The sequence below is a fragment of the Paenibacillus qinlingensis genome (assembly GCF_013204845.1).
GTDB classification, from domain to species: Bacteria; Bacillota; Bacilli; order Paenibacillales; family NBRC-103111; genus Paenibacillus_E; species Paenibacillus_E qinlingensis.
The window spans coordinates 612,812-627,525 of record NZ_JABMKY010000001.1; the positions used below are offsets into that span (position 1 = coordinate 612,812).

Here is a 14,714-nt window from a genome sequence, read left to right on the forward strand (position 1 = left end):
GGTAATCAGCAATGAAAGGTTTGTGCCATGCGTATTAATCAAGTTGAAAATGAGTTAATGAATGCAGAAGCTCCTCGGAAATGTGATTCAATGTTGTTGAGGAGCGCTCAACTTCCTGGGTCGAGGCTGCTTGTTTCTGTAGTGACAAAGTAACATCTTGCGTGTATGAAGTGGTTTTCCTTGAAATCTGAACACTATCCTCCATTGAGGCGGATACTTGCTGAGTACTCGCGGATATTTGCTCAGAAGCGGCAGAAACCTCCTGAATTTGCTCCGCCACCTGATCAACAGCATGCAAGATGGATTCGAATACAATGCCCACCTTTGCGATAAGCACGCTCCCCTTATCTACTTCGTTAATCTCCAATTGTGCTTTCTCTACGACGGATTTGGAGCTGCTCTTCACTTTCGCTATCAACTGAACAATGCTCTTCGCAGAATTACTAGATTGATCAGCTAACTTCCTTACCTCCGTAGCGACCACCTGGAAACCCCTACCATGATCACCCGCTCTTGCCGCTTCAATGGAAGCATTCAATGCGAGCAGTCGCGTTTGCTCAGAAATATCCGTGATCACGTCAAGCATTCGATCAATCTGCGTAGATAAATCAACAAGCTCCGAAATCGTTGCTGCCGTTTCAGTTACTTTCAATTTAATCGAAGACATTTGGTGTACGGCTAGGTTCATATCTTCAAACCCTTGTCTGGCTTCAATCGCAGCTTCGTTGGCAGCTTCAGCGACGAATGAGGATGTTTCTGCAATGCGCTGTACCCCGGCAGCCACTTCATTCATGGCAAATGAGGTTTCCTCTGAACCTTTCATCAAGACCTCCGAGCCTTGCGCCATATTCGTCATGATAGACTGAATAGCCTTCGAATCAGCGGAGGTTTCTATCACATTCGATTGAAGCTGCTTCGACGAGTCGAAAGCTCGCTGAACGACAAGTCGACTCTGGCGAATAACGCCTGTGAAGCTATCTGCGATGAGATTAAAGGCGTTCACTACGCCGCTGAATTCATCCCTAGAGTGAGATAAGACACGCACTGTCATATTCCCTTGTACTAGAAGCTGTGAAGCTCGAGCAAGCTCGTCAATCCCCTTTTTCACAGATACATATAAAGCCATAAATAAATATGCCGCTAGAAGCAATACACCCAGCACAATAAGTGCGTCGATCACTAAACTTTTCGTATAAGCATCCACACGTTGTTGTAGTAATTCCATTAACAAGCTAATCTGGTGCGTATACAGAGCTATTGCCGCCTCCTTGGATGAACGTGATGTAGCCGCGAATTCATTCGCCGTAATTTGAATAACACCCGTGTTGACCAGTTTCTCATCCAAAGCTCCGATTGTAGCAAGTGCAGACGAAACGTTCTTTTCATGCAATTCAAGACTCAAGGAGGCCATGTCAGGATTTAACTTCCTCAACTGTTCCCCAAACGATTGAATCTCTGTTAAAATAGACTTTCCTTCACCACTTAGATGAATTAATTCTTCTTGTTCCTCCGGGTTTTTGATTGACCGACGAGCAGCTACTTCGATCCCTTTACGCTCAATTTTCTCAAGATTATTCCAAAATGCAGGAAAAAGATGTACAGTAAAGTTTATGAGGGCGCTTGTGCCTTCATCTGGATCCAAATCCAGCTTCGCTTTCTGCTCAACGGCATGTATGAGTTGGATCACCTGTTGTTCCATTTGCTCATGTTGAAGTTCATAGTACTTCTGACTTAACCCAGCTACACTCGAAGAAATCGACTGCCATTGGCCCAAGATATCTAAAACAAGCTTCTCTTCAATCAACGGTGTCTCGGTTTGACCCGCTTCCACTTTCAACCACGCCATGGTACGATCAATTTGTAGTTGTATGTTCTTTAAATCCAACTTATCTGATGGTTGAACACCGTCAGTGGAAGGTAACCCTTGTCCGAATTGATCCAATTGGATCAACAATTCACCCAATTCATGTTGAGTGGATATTCCTGACATTTCTAGTTTAGCTCTTTGCCTATTTTGCGTTGTCCCAGCTAATAATTGTTCAGCTAACAGCGTAATTGGAATCACGAACACACAACCTATAAGGAAAAATTTATGCGGGTAGCGCAGTTTATTCAAAAGGTAAATTGCAGGCTTAAATAACGTTGAAGCCAAGTTTTTATCCATTCGGTTATCTTTCATCCTGATCCACCCCTCCATTCGCGTCAATAATCCTGACACGAAACTTAATTTATGGACCCATCTTACAATGAATCCTATCAAAATACAGGCAATTCGAACTATTTTGATAAAATTCCACAAATTTTTCACTTAATTATGTGATTTTTTATAACGAGTACTCCTAAATTCCTATCTGCCTTCGAATCCTTTATAATAAAGGGTAAACCAATCATACACGCCAGAGAGGATGGTTATTCCATGCCCGATCGAATAGGTACACGATACGTGCCAAGTACACAAATCGTCTCTTTCCCTCATGGAACTCTCCATTATGGTGATGATGTATTTCTGACTCGCAAAGTATTACTGTATCGTAAAGCGCTTCGTCACAATCAACTTGGTGTCGATTACATAAGCTCACTTCAGGATAAAGCCGCGTTTATTCACGATGGATTTCATCACATGTTGGATACATCTATCGCTCAGGATGCCGTCACCATTATTTTACAAGCCAAAAGTGGTTCGCTGTTTGCCCATACCATGTTCAAACGCAAATGGACCTATGCCGCCGTTGTCGCGATCATTAGCGACTTAGGAGTTTCGCTGTTGGATGCCATGGAAGACAAGATTACAGGCTTTTCCGTACGTCCAGATAATTTATGGTTAACCGATCAGAATAAACTTTCCGTCATTAACTACTGGGAGGTAGATGAACCTCAAGAACAGGGAGCCGTTGGCCTGTGCCGCTTAATGATTCAGCTGCTCACAGGGAGTGAAACGATCTCCGATACATTCGAGGTTATGCACACGAGTCTGGAGCGCGCTTCAATTCCAAGCGCGACGACAGAGCAGAAATTAGCTTTGATTCGCCTCATCAAATTTATTTGTCATGGGCAATCCTCGCTCTCCTCGCTCGTATTCGGACTGCGGAGTTTACCTCCAACTGTCCCTAGCAACAAAAGCAATATGGAAGCTGAACCGATTCCTGAGGGATCAACGGAAGTACTGCCAGTTGCACAATATGAGAGCCATACCCGTTCAAATCGTTCGGCTAAACTAATTGCGCTTGGCGCTGTCTCAGCACTCGTGGTAGGGGTTGTCTCTGTTTGGTATTTGTGGCCAGAGCCACGAGTCGTAGAAACTGTCGTCATTATTTCCCCGACGCCAACAAGCACGCCCATTGCTACCGCCAGTCCCAGCGCCACTGCCACCGCTAAACTAACGACCTTGAAAGAAGAGGGCGAGAGCACCGTCGTACCTAATCTTGTAGGCCAGACACAAGAGGCTGCAGAACAAATGGCACTAGCAGCTGGACTCCATTACAACTTTTTCATCGAAACAAGCACGCTTGCTAAAGGTACAGTCACGAAACAAGATCCAAAAGCTGGAACGAATGGCTTGGTCGGGGATAATGTAACGTTTTGGGTGAGCAAGGGGGCACAATGAGGAGATAATGAAGGTATGCATAGTTGAGAGTGCTGTACAGCACAAATGCGAGATAAGTTAAGCGAGCGTGCTGACAGGTCACAGGCGTGAGCCGGTTTCGTAGCATTTGGCCGTCATTAACTGGAAAACATACAGCTAATTCAGAGTAAATCAGCCTCATGTAACATTTAGACGGAAAAACTCCAGCTAATTATCGGGTTTCTGCAGATTTCGCAAGAAATGACCGAAAACAGCTGGAGTTTTTCCAGTTATTTTCCTTTTCGAAGAAATTACGAACTAAATAGATGGATATTTCCATCTATTTCACATTAGATAGCCGACAAAGATATGGTGTTAGTTTCTGAACTGTCCACAAACCAATCTATCGAGCTACTCCAAAACACGTCCCCCACCAAAATCGCTCATTACACACAAACTAAGCATGTAGCAGCTACCTCGTCACGAAACACACTCAGCGCGGCATGAGGAAACTTCTATCGAAGCACCTCGAGGATGAACGACCGCGGTTTAAAGTTAGTTTTCATTGCCAATACGAATGTGTTCTTCCGAGTAGCGGGAACTTATCAATTCATATGTGGTGAAAAAAAAGCAGTTCAAGTCGCGTACGACTCGAACTGCTCTTTCCATTTTTAAGCGTGGAAATCTTGACCCGAACGAACTTCTTTCACATAGCCAGCGCGGATAACGAAGTCACCGAAGTGTTCATCACTTTGACGCTCTTTGGCATAATGAGGGATGATCGTTTGCAAGGAATCCAGAATCTCGGATTCACCGATGTTTTCTTTGTACAATTTATTCAAGCGGTTTCCTGCGAATCCGCCACCAAGGTACATGTTGTACTTGCCTGCCGCTTTACCGATAAACGCGAGTTCAGCTAGCATAGGTCGTGCGCAACCATTCGGGCAACCTGTCATCCGAATCGTAATTTCCTGCTCACGTAGGCCTACACCTTCAAGAATGGACTCGACTTTCGTAATCAAAGACGGTAGATAACGTTCCGATTCCGCCATGGCAAGTCCGCAAGTTGGGAACGCAACACACGCCATCGAGTTTCTACGCAATGCGGAATAGTGGAGACCATCCGTAATGCCGTGATCTTTGATTAGTTCTTCGATTTTCTTCTTTTTCTGAGCGCTTACGCTGCCGATAATCAAGTTTTGGTTCGACGTTAGGCGGAAATCACCCGTGTGAATCTTTGCAATTTCACGAAGACCTGTCATCAGGCGGTAGTCACCATCATCCATCACGCGACCGTTTTGAATGAACATCGTGAAGTGCCATTTGTTATTGCTTCCTTTTACCCAACCGTAACGATCGCCATTGGATTCGAAATGGAAGGCACGAGCTGGCTCAAGGTTCCAACCTAGGCGAGTTTGCAGTTCATTCACGAACCACTCAATACCGCGATCGTCGATTGTGTACTTGAAACGAGCATGTTTACGAACGGAACGATCTCCGTAATCGCGTTGGATCATAACTGTTTTCTCCGCTAGATCAACAGCCTGCTCTGGCTTAATGAAGCCGATCACTTGCCCAACTTGCGGATACGTTTTGACATCACCATGGGACATCCCCATACCGCCACCGACGGATACGTTAAAGCCCACCAGACGTCCTTCTTCAATAACCGCGATGTAGCCAAGATCCTGCGAGTAGACGTCTACATCGTTGGAAGGTGGAACGGCGATTCCGATTTTGAACTTACGCGGCAAATACACGTGACCGTAAATCGGCTCTTGCTCTTCGCCTTCGCGGCTATCCACGATTTTCTCGCCGTCTAACCAAATCTCATGATACGCTCTCGTACGCGGGTCCAAGTGGTTCGAGATGCGATTCGCCCACTCATATACCTCGCCATGAATTTCGGATTGATACGGATTGGGGTTACACATAACGTTACGATTCACGTCACCGCATGCAGCAAGCGTACTTAGCATGGATGCGTTAACTTCTTGAATCGTTTTCTTCATGTTCCATTTGATCACACCGTGCAATTGAAATGATTGACGCGTCGTAAGACGAATCGTCCCGTTCGCGTACTTCTGTGCAACACGATCCATCATCAACCATTGGTCAGCCGTTACGATACCACCAGCAGCACGGACGCGCAGCATGAATTGGTAGGCAGGCTCAAGCTTCTGCTTCGCACGTTCGTTACGCAAGTCACGATCGTCTTGCATGTAGCTGCCGTGGAATTTCATCAAACGGTTGTCATCCTCGGGGATGGAACCTGTGATGCGATTTTCTAGTGTTTCTTCTAGACTTCCGCGCAAATAATTACTGCGGATTTTAATTTGTTCAACATCACTATGCGGCGCACTATTCTTCGATAGTAAATTATTTTCTGACATCTTGAGCTTTCTCCTCTCGCGATCGCGGGGATCCCGTTTTAATAAACATCCCGTTGATAACGTTTTTGCTGTTGCATGTTAGCCAAATATTGCACGGCTTCTTCGTTATTTAATCCGCCCTCTTGCTCAATAATCGTGAGCAGCGCAGCATTCACATCGTGTGCCATTTTCTTCTCGTCACCGCAAATATAGACAACAGCGCCTTCTTGCAGCCATTGATAAAGCTCGCGGCTTTTCTCTAGCATGCGGTTCTGAACGTATACCTTTTGATCCGTATCACGGGAGAAGGCTACGTCTAGTTTGGTTAGAACACCATCTTTCAACCAACGCTGCCATTCAACTTGATACAAGAAGTCTGTAGCGAAGTGTTGATCCCCGTAGAATAACCATGTTTTACCGTCTGCACCCGTCTCTTCTCTCTCTGCAAGGAAAGATCGGAATGGCGCTACGCCAGTACCTGGTCCAATCATGATAATTGGCGTTTCTGGGCTCTCAGGCAATTTGAAGTTCGGGTTGCTCTGAATGTATACCGGCAATGCTGCACCTGATAGTGCGCGCTCAGCCAAGTGAACGGAACAAACACCATAACGATTACGTCCATTCGCCTCATAGCGAACCGAACGCACGGTGATGTGCACTTCATCCGGTGAAGCTTTGGATGAACTTGCAATCGAATACAAACGAGCAGGCAATTTACGAAGCACGGCTACGAATTGACTAGCAGACACACCTTGTAAGGAGAAGTCTTGCACTAAATCTAATAAATCGCGGCCAGCGATGTACGATTTCAGCTCAGCTTCATTGCCCGGGGCAACAAGCGCTTGGAGCTTCTCATTTGACGTCAGCTTTGCCACTTGCTCCAGCAAAGGTTTCGTCAGTACAGTAATTTCGAAGTTACGGGTAAGCGCTTCTTGTAATGGACGCTCTTCCCCATTTTTGTTAACAGCAACTGGCGTGCTAGCATTCCAGTCCATCGCTTGAATCAGTTCATTAACAAGACGCGGATGATTCTCAGGGAATACCCCTAAGCTATCACCTGGTTCATATTGCAAGTTGGAACCTTCTAAAGAGATTTCCACATGGCGCGTTTCACGATCGGAGCCGCGGCCATTCAAGTTCAAGTTCTCAAGCACTTCCGCTTGGAACGGGTTCGTTCTGGAGTATTCCGACTCCGTGGAAGGGGAACTTCCTGCCGCAGCAGTTGAACCACTAACTACAGCACTAGCTGATGAAGCGGTTAGAGCACCCAGTACACCAGAAACCCAAGCCGCAGCCGGCTCATCAAAGTCAACATCGCAATCAACACGATCAGTTAATGACTTGGCACCAAGCTCCTGCAAACGCTTATCAAAATCTTTACCTGTTTGACAGAAGAATTCATACGACGTATCACCCAAGGAAAGAACGGAATAACGAAGTTCTTCTAATTGAGGTGCTCTTTTACTATGAAGGAATTCGTAGAATGAGATCGCATTATCCGGTGGATCGCCTTCGCCATGTGTACTAACGATCATAAGAAGGTTTTGGACCTTTTTCAAATTATTCGGTTTGAAGTCACTCATTGAGGAAAGCGTTACTTGGAACGATTGCTCTTCTAGCTTCTTCGCCAGCTTCTTAGCTAAACCATGAGAATTACCTGTTTGGGATCCGAATAGTACGGTTACTTCTTTGGAAATGACAGGTTGACTAGCTGCAGCCGTAGGTACGGAAGCAACAGGAGCTGTCGCAGAAGTTGTCGAACCTTGTTGAGCAGTTAAATATCCACTCAGCCAAATACGTTGAGTATCCGTTAACGTTGGTAGGACGCGATTGAGCAATTCAACTTGCTCTTGGTTAAAAGGACTGTTTAAGACTTGAAGTTCCAACAAAATCCACCTCATCAGCATGTATTGATAAGCTTTGCTATTTTTCGCACTATTTTTACTCTCCATTGAAAACTATCATAGTGCGCACCGTAGGTCAATTAGAATCATCTTATGAGACTTATAAGCGGAATTGATATATGGTTAAATGAGCACTTTTCATGCAAAAAATGACCCCAAAATGGGGTCATTTCTCTTCAATCCGGGTTGGAAGACACAAATAGCTCCGAATTAGTACACGAAATAGACTAACTCTGTATCTAAAGTGCCTACCTCCCCCACGGCTGATGAGGAACGTATTATCCTTTCACAGCTCCGTCCATGAGACCTGCGAATACGTATCGCTGGAAAAATAGGTAAATGAGCACAGTCGGAAGCATGATAATCAGGATCGCTGCGGCAAGCTCATTCCAATAGGAAGCGCGCTCCCCTACGAAAGACATGAGGGCCGTAGACAGCGTGTGCAGCTTCTTCGCAGGCATATATAAGAATGGAATATACATGTCATTCATGATCTCCACTGTTTTAATAATCGCCAACGTTGCGGTTGCAGGAACCATAAGCGGAAATATAATCGAGCGGAAAATGCGGAAGTATGAGGCACCGTCCATCATGGCACTTTCATCCAGCTGGTTGGAGATTTTCTCCATGAATTGCAGATAGATGAAGATTTGCAGGAGATCCGTCCCCGCATAAATTAAGGTTGGTGCGTACAACGTGTTGTACAAGCCCAGCGCTTTAATAATTTGAAACCTAGCCACCTCTGTGGTGTAAAAGGGAACGACCATCGCGACCGTGAACAGCGCGAAAATCAGTTTTTTCAACCGGAAATCGAATCGATTTAAAATATAGGCTGTCATGGTGCCCAAAATCATATTTAACACGACGCTCACAACGATGAGAATAAACGTATTTTTAAACCCTGTCAGAATATCTCCTTTAATAAACGCTGTTTTCAAATTTCCCAGGTAAAAGCTGTCCGGAATAGCTATCGGAGATGAGGCAGCAAGCTCTGCAGCAGGCTTCAGAGAGGCAAATAGTACCAGGAACAAGGGAATGAGCACGATAACCGTGATACACGCAAATACGAGGTAATACAGCGGCTTTAATCTCGAGCTGATTGTCATGCTTCACCGCCTCTTGCAGCTTGAAAAATTTTCTTTTGCACATAACTGAACACGATAATCATGACCATAAGCAGAATAGCCATCGTCGAAGCTAAGCCGTAATTATTGAATTTAAAGGCGGTATCCACCGTGTACAAGGTAAATGTCGAACTGGCATTCGCAGGACCGCCTTGGGTCATCAGGAACGGAATGTCGAACACTTGTAAGGCACCACGCACGTTCAGGAATAACACGATCTCAATAACCCGACTCATACCAGGTATCGTGATATGCCACAACTGTCTTAACGGACTTGCGCCATCCATGCGTGCTGCTTCGTATAAATCCTCTGGAATCGACTGCAAGCCAGCAAGAAATAAAATAACGTGCAAACCGCAATAGCGCCATAAAGATACGAAAATCAATGAGTAGTTGACGACCGCAGGATCACTTAACCAGCGTTGAATCCATGAATCCAAGCCTACGGTATCTAGAAATAAATTAAGAGGACCATTAATCGGGTTATATAAATAGCTGAACACATACGCCACTGCGACCCCATTAATCACATAGGGTAGAAACACGATGGAGCGGAAGAAGGCATTCGCTCTCATTTTGGCGTTCAAGCTTACAGCTATCATGATTTCGAGTGGAAGAATCAAGGCATGAATGAGGAAATACTGCCAATTATGATAGAGTGATTTCCAAATCTCTGGCATATGAAAGGCTTGCACATAATTATCTAGGCCCACATAGTTAAACGTTCTGCTGATCCCATTCCAGTCCGTCAAGCTAAGCTGTACGAGCTTTAAAGTCGGATACATCAACAGCAACAAGAGTAGAAATACGGGCACGGCTAGAAAAAGGACGATAATCAACTTTTTTTGCATGTTATAACTCATGTAGGTTTCACCTCCAAGGCATGGGTAGAGGAAACACGGTCACCTCATAACGACCGCATTCCCTTCTGCCCTTCCATCTCTCTACGATCTTATTTCTTTGCGTCGCGCGCTTTGATCCATTTATCATCCAATTGCTTGGAAATATCACTTAGCTTTTTGCCTGAAATCATATCTTGACCGACAGTCTTCCAGTCCAATTGCGTTGCATTGATTAGATCTGTGTACTTCTGGTTGCCTGGCACATACAAGAACGGGGTGATTTTGTTATTTTTGTAGAAATCATTTAGAAACGGCACATTAGCTGTCACACCATCAATAACTGCGCCTAGTTTCACTTTATCTACATACTGCTGATGAACAGCAGGGCTATAGAACCAGTCCATGAACTTTTTCACAGCTTCAGTGTTTTTGCTGTTTTTATTAATCGCGTAGAAGTGATCTGTGAACGTCATCACGGTAAGCGGCTCGGATTCACTGTCACGAACAGGCAACGGGAACGCAGCCAAATCATCAGCATTGCCTACCTTGGACATATATGTATCCAAATACCACAGGCCCGCAGCTACAACTGCCGCTTTCTTACTCTCAAACAGGCCTGTTGCTTGATCCCAGCTTACGCCCAGTGGATCTGGACCCATGACTTTTGCCCCGTACAAGGCTTCAATCTTGCTATAAGCTTTGTAGAACGGTGTGCCTTCTGCAAACGGATGAGCCGCAGTCGCAAGGTTGCTTAAGTAATTCTCATCCCCTGAGGTGATGTGGTGCATGAACTCATTGAAGGGATAATCCGGCCAAGCATCTTTGCCACCCATCGCATATGGGATGTATTTTTTGTTGTCTTTGATTTTGTTCAGAACATCCAGGAATTGCGGCCAAGTCGTTGGTACAGCAAGTCCCAGTTCTTTAAAAATACTCGGATGATAGTAGACCATCTCAGGGAATTGAACGGTTGGCATCGCTAAGACTTTGCCGTCCACAGCATACTTTTTCGCGTATTTATTCTTAGCCGTCGTGCTCAGATCGTCGAGCGGAAGCAGCTCGGTTTTGAAATCATTGATAAAGTTCGGTTTCAATTCAAAGAAATCCGGCATTTCATTTGCAGAGAGACGGACCTTCATCGCTTTCAAGTAATCGCCATCATTTTTGAAAGCTTCCACTTCCACATTCACATTAGGGTCAACCTTGGAGTACTCTTTTACCTTAGCTGTCAAAAAATCAATAAAAGATGCGTTTACGTCCCACATTGCCATCTTGATGGTCACTTTACTGCCGGCAGCAGCCTCTTGCTTTGGTTTATCTGTCCCGGCTGGCGCTGGCGTTGAACTGCTCTCGGATGATCCGCACCCGCTTAGTACAACTGACATCGTCAACACGCTTGCTAATAGTGATCCTGCCCATTTTTTTCTCATTCCAATAACCCCTCCATGACCTCTTATGTTTGCGCTTACAACCCTTATTCTAAGAGTGTTGAAGCACGAAGGACATGACGATTCTTGTGCTTACTTGTGCAATTCTTGTGCTTTACCCCAATCGGCTTGACTCACGATACTGTTGAGGTGTCTGACCGGTCACTTTCTTGAAAATGCGACTGAAATGCCCCTGATTCGGGTAGCCCACCTTCTCGGCGATTTCGAACAACTTCATGCCGCCCCACATCAATTGGATGGCTTTCTCTATCCGAACATGGGTCACATAAGCGATGAAATTCTCACCCGTTTCCTTCGTGAATTGTTTACTTAGATGGCACTCACTGACGCCTACCCACTCACTAACATCACTCAACGAAAATGGTTCATGATAGTGCGTATTGATATAAGCCTTCGCTTTGTCGATCAGTCGCGGAGACTGCCTACTGGCTATTCGACGAGGGTCTAATTGAGCGGCTGCATGAGAGACCAACTTCTCTAGCCAGAGGTGAACATCTGTCATTCTCGTCATATGCAGCAATGCTTCATAGGGTTGTGTATTCAGTTCAGTTACGTCCTTCCAATCCAATCCACGGGCATGAAGCAGCCCCCCTAATTCCCATAGGAAACCTTGATACATTTTTTGAATATCTTTCAATGGCTTAGCGTGTTGGGATTGCCAGTAAGCAAACCCATTGTCTAATTCTCCTTGCCACGGTTGGCCCAGTTCCAGACAGCGCAGCAGTACTTTGCGATCCCAGACCTCTGAACCACTGGATTGCAGCTGAGAACGGTTCATCCTGGCATGCTCTGGGAAGAATACTCTACCTTCTTGTGTAAAAAAGCGCAGTTCAGCAAGCTCCCGAGCTTGCTCGTAAGCTGATCGCCATTCCTGCCGATGTTGTATGAAATCAGAAATTCCGATCGAGACGGATTGATTCACGTACTGTTTGAAATGACTCACAAGTTGATCCATTCCTTCTGCGATGCGATGCCTGATGCTATGACGACCTTGACTTGCTTCCTGTCCGAAAAATAACATAAGCACATATTCCTTCGCACTCATAGGGAGAATGGTAACCTCGGAGAAATACCCCTCCATCACTTGTCGAATCATATGAATGGTGAAAGTTGCACTCTCATCCGAGGTTGAGACTTGTATACAGCCGATAATTTGTTCACCGCTATCATTTGGACTCACCGGAGCTTCAGAAGTCAATCGGCCTCCTCGCAGGTGCTCGGTAAGTGTAACCTCCCGTGCTTTCATTTGAAGTGCTCGTTGCTCGCGCTCCTCTTGCTCAGCTTGCTGCATTCGATCTTTTAACATATCCATGGCTTTCGCCACGACAGCATTCATGGGTTCCGGTTCCATATGTGACTTCACGATGTAATCCACAGCTCCCAACAGGAACGCTTGACGCACATAGTCATATTCTGAGTATGCGCTGAGGACGATTACGACGGGATTCCGCTCCATCCTAATTTCACCTAGCCGCTCCAAACAGGTGATACCGTCCATCTTAGGCATTTGAATATCCATCATAATCAAATCAACGTCTTCCTGCCTCTGGAGCGTTCTCAACGCCTCTTCACCATCAGAAGCCTCAGCGATAATTTCACACTGGTATGTGTCCCAGTCAATCAGTTCACGTAGAGCAAGCCGTACTAGCGGTTCATCGTCGACAAGCATCACCCTATACATCGATCAATGCCTCCTTTTCCATTGTCGTACCAGTCGGACAATCTGCAAGGAGCGGGAGAACAAGTTCCATTTGCGTGCCAATTCCCTGTTCACTTCTCACCATGAGCCTGCCTTCGGGTCCATATTGAAGCTCAATACGACTTCGTACATTCGTAAGGCCAATCCCATTGAAGGAATCTCCCCTTTGCTTACTCGATGGTAACTCCTTCTCCATCTCGAAACCGTTCCCATTGTCCCGAATCGTAATTCCGAAGTGACGGTCTCCAATCTTATATCCGCGAATCTGGATAAGCCCCTTGCGATCTAAGCCATGAAAGCCATGAACAATACTATTTTCGACTAGCGGTTGTAACAAAAGCTTTAACATCATTGATTGGCAGATCTCATCCTCCACTTCGGTATGAACCTCAAACCGATCTCCATATCGAATTCGCATGATGGCGAAATAATCATCCAGCAGCTGCAACTCTTCCCGAACAGTCGTGTAACTGCCACCGCGATTAAAAGCCGATGAAACAAGATGCATCAGTGATTCAGTCATTTTCTGAATGTGCGGTGCTTTCGCCATGAGCGCCATGATTTTAATGGCATTTAACGTGTTCACTAGAAAATGAGGTCCGATTTGCGATTGCAAGGCACTCATCTCCGCGTTCAAACGCTCATCTTCTTTGATTTCCCGCTCCTTAATGAGCTCCTGAATGCGTAGCGTCATTTCGTTAAAACTATGACCTAACACATAGATTTCTATCGGACCTGAGGCTTCCAATTGCACTTGAAAGTTCCCCATCTTCACGCGGCTCATCTGCCTAACCAGGGTTAGAATGGGCTTCGCCATACTTCGTACCCAGAACCAGGATGCCAATAAAAAGACAATTAACGCAACGGTCGAGACAAGCATCGTGCGATTATAAACTTGTTTAACGCTAGCCAGCATTTGATCATAAGGCATCACATGAATGTATTTCCATCCCGTTTGCTCAGAAGTCAGATAACTAACGAAAGACTGTTTACCTGCCTCACTTTGCACATAGTTCCCGGTCTGCTCACTCATCGCTTGCTTCAGTAAAGGATGACTCGACGTTTGATTCATGATCAACTCATCAGAAGAGCTCGAAATGATGCTGCCATTCGGTGAAATAACCAAGAAATATCCTGACTCCGATACCTGCGTTCGAAGCAATTGCTGAAGCACACTGCCTCGAAAAATAAAGTAAACGTTTTCAACACCATTAAAAGAATCAGGAAATTTCGGCGAAATCGACGCCGTAATCTCCATATGTCCACTGGTCCCAGGACGTAGGTTATCCTCCGCACCAAATATCTGAACTTTATTAACCTTGTCTAACGTTTGTTGGTACCAATGTGCATGCCGAAGCTCGTCTTCTTGTAAGCCCAAGCTTTGTTTATACGCATACGTGCCACCGTCACGGTAAAAGAATACCGCCGAAATGATCTCTGATGTGTAATGAAAATAGTTACTTAACTGGTGATCCAACTCTATACTCGCTTCATGGCTCGCTTGTTGATTCTGATTGGCTTGTTTATGAATGATTGTTGCGGTAGCAAACAGCTTATCATCATTGGCTATTGTCGCAATGGTATTGATCATCCTGCTCGTTTCCTTGTCAACTGTATACGAAACTTGTTCTAACGTTTGCATCGCCCGTGTCGTGACGTTATCGAATAAGACATGATTGAAAGACCGTACAGAGAACCAAGTTACGATGAAAATAGGCAAAAGAATGAACACAACGAAAGAGACATATAAGACGGTAGCCATA

At 45.3% G+C, this 14,714-nt stretch carries 9 protein-coding genes; 1 reads left to right on the forward strand and 8 read right to left on the reverse strand.

Going from position 1 to position 14,714, the window contains the following annotated elements; genetic code table 11:
• Positions 1-34 precede the first annotated feature (34 nt).
• Positions 35-2,179, reverse strand: coding sequence for a methyl-accepting chemotaxis protein (locus HQN88_RS03025; protein ID WP_173108728.1), 2,145 nt, complete (start codon positions 2,177-2,179; stop codon positions 35-37).
• 237 nt (positions 2,180-2,416) lie between these two features.
• Between HQN88_RS03025 and HQN88_RS03030 the strand changes: the two genes are divergently transcribed.
• Complete coding sequence (locus HQN88_RS03030) at positions 2,417-3,604, forward strand: Stk1 family PASTA domain-containing Ser/Thr kinase (RefSeq protein ID WP_173108729.1); 1,188 nt, start codon at positions 2,417-2,419, stop codon at positions 3,602-3,604.
• A gap of 629 nt (positions 3,605-4,233) precedes the next feature.
• On the opposite strand, the gene cysI is transcribed toward HQN88_RS03030, so the two are convergent.
• From cysI to HQN88_RS03065, 7 genes are all read right to left on the reverse strand, one after another.
• Entirely contained in the window at positions 4,234-5,955 is a 1,722-nt protein-coding gene (gene cysI, locus HQN88_RS03035) for an assimilatory sulfite reductase (NADPH) hemoprotein subunit (RefSeq protein ID WP_173108730.1), read from the reverse strand.
• Positions 5,956-5,993: 38 nt separating this feature from the next.
• Entirely contained in the window at positions 5,994-7,820 is a 1,827-nt protein-coding gene (locus tag HQN88_RS03040) for an assimilatory sulfite reductase (NADPH) flavoprotein subunit (RefSeq protein ID WP_173108731.1), read from the reverse strand.
• 296 nt (positions 7,821-8,116) lie between these two features.
• Complete coding sequence (locus HQN88_RS03045) at positions 8,117-8,944, reverse strand: carbohydrate ABC transporter permease (RefSeq protein WP_173108732.1); 828 nt, start codon at positions 8,942-8,944, stop codon at positions 8,117-8,119.
• A complete protein-coding gene (locus HQN88_RS03050; RefSeq protein WP_173108733.1) occupies positions 8,941-9,825 on the reverse strand; it encodes a carbohydrate ABC transporter permease in 885 nt (294 codons plus the stop codon). The genes HQN88_RS03045 and HQN88_RS03050 overlap by 4 nt, the downstream gene beginning before the upstream one ends.
• 89 nt (positions 9,826-9,914) lie before the next feature.
• Positions 9,915-11,234, reverse strand: coding sequence for an ABC transporter substrate-binding protein (locus HQN88_RS03055; protein WP_173108734.1), 1,320 nt, complete (start codon positions 11,232-11,234; stop codon positions 9,915-9,917).
• Between the two features lie 112 nt (positions 11,235-11,346).
• A complete protein-coding gene (locus HQN88_RS03060) occupies positions 11,347-12,933 on the reverse strand; it encodes a response regulator (RefSeq protein ID WP_173108735.1) in 1,587 nt (528 codons plus the stop codon).
• Positions 12,926-14,713, reverse strand: coding sequence for a sensor histidine kinase (locus tag HQN88_RS03065; protein WP_173108736.1), 1,788 nt, complete (start codon positions 14,711-14,713; stop codon positions 12,926-12,928). The genes HQN88_RS03060 and HQN88_RS03065 overlap by 8 nt, the downstream gene beginning before the upstream one ends.
• Position 14,714: the final 1 nt, after the last annotated feature.

Coding starts and splice junctions, on each gene's coding strand:
- HQN88_RS03025 (WP_173108728.1), bottom strand. CDS start 2,179: ATGAAAGATAACCGAATGGATAAAAACTTGGCTTCAACGTTATTTAAG.
- HQN88_RS03050 (WP_173108733.1), bottom strand. CDS start 9,825: ATGAGTTATAACATGCAAAAAAAGTTGATTATCGTCCTTTTTCTAGCC.
- HQN88_RS03065 (WP_173108736.1), bottom strand. CDS start 14,713: ATGGCTACCGTCTTATATGTCTCTTTCGTTGTGTTCATTCTTTTGCCT.
- HQN88_RS03060 (WP_173108735.1), bottom strand. CDS start 12,933: ATGTATAGGGTGATGCTTGTCGACGATGAACCGCTAGTACGGCTTGCT.
- HQN88_RS03045 (WP_173108732.1), bottom strand. CDS start 8,944: ATGACAATCAGCTCGAGATTAAAGCCGCTGTATTACCTCGTATTTGCG.
- HQN88_RS03030 (WP_173108729.1), top strand. CDS start 2,417: ATGCCCGATCGAATAGGTACACGATACGTGCCAAGTACACAAATCGTC.
- HQN88_RS03055 (WP_173108734.1), bottom strand. CDS start 11,234: ATGAGAAAAAAATGGGCAGGATCACTATTAGCAAGCGTGTTGACGATG.
- cysI (WP_173108730.1), bottom strand. CDS start 5,955: ATGTCAGAAAATAATTTACTATCGAAGAATAGTGCGCCGCATAGTGAT.